This is a genomic window from Paenisporosarcina sp. P4_D4, assembly GCF_056401835.1.
Map to the genome: position 1 here is coordinate 1 of NZ_JBFUIO010000377.1, position 802 is coordinate 802.

General features: G+C 33.0%; 2 protein-coding genes. Both read right to left on the reverse strand.

Translation table 11 applies throughout. From position 1 onward, the window contains the following. Positions 1-260 (reverse strand): YopX family protein (locus tag AC1DSL_RS18945; protein WP_477533437.1); only part of this gene is annotated, 260 nt, incomplete at its 3' end. Positions 261-282: 22 nt separating this feature from the next. Beyond that, positions 283-702 carry a hypothetical protein gene (locus AC1DSL_RS18950; RefSeq protein WP_477533438.1) on the reverse strand — a complete coding sequence of 140 codons (420 nt, stop codon included), beginning with the start codon at positions 700-702 and terminating at the stop codon, positions 283-285. Between the last annotated feature and the right edge of the window lie 100 nt (positions 703-802).

The following is an 802-nucleotide window of genomic DNA, read 5'->3' on the forward strand; positions in this document are numbered from 1 at the left end:
ATGTATCCATCTTCGCTAATTCCATAGCCGTCATCAAATTCCACTACATCGCCTTCATAAATCTCAACACCATTTTTATCCTTCAGTCCTGTGTATTGCATTGGCACTATTTTTGTATTATTCAGGATTGTGCTTAATTGTGTTGTTTGCCAGAAACCGTTTTTACCTAAGAATGCTTTTTCGTACCAATTGTTATGATCTGGATAGATCATTTCATTTCGTTCTTTACTCCATGCACGAAACTTGATTTCTCGACTCATTGCTTCCCTCCTTATAAAACCTCTATTTTACAAGTTCAAATTCCCTCAAATAAGTTCTACTTAAATGATGACATTTCAGTATTTGCCTCTTATCAAACTCGCTTTGTGGTGTTCTTACTAATACGTCATGTTCTTTTACCAGCTTCATTAGTCGAGTGAATTCAGCTTTCTTTTTAAATCCTTTGCTTTTTAACTTAATGTTCACTTTAGCTTTTTGTATCATATTCACTAGCTGCTTGTCATCATTGACAACAACAATATTACTTGTGTTATTTTTGATTGCAAAGCTGATCGCTTTTGTGATTGCAATTATTTCATGTGTACATCTCTTCCAGTCAAATGTGGGAATGTTATAGTAAATATCTACGCTACCTTTGACTACCCCAACCCCCATTCGATTCATTTCCTTATGTTGGCTTCCATCACAGTAGAACGTTTCCATATGGCATCGTTTTCCTCCTCTACTATATATTTTATATTATAGTTTATTAATTAAATATATGTCAACAATTATAATTTATTCTTTTGTTTCTAAATAAATG

Excerpts from the sequence above, each read along its gene's own strand:
- AC1DSL_RS18950 (WP_477533438.1), bottom strand. The coding sequence starts at position 702 with ATGGAAACGTTCTACTGTGATGGAAGCCAACATAAGGAAATGAATCGA.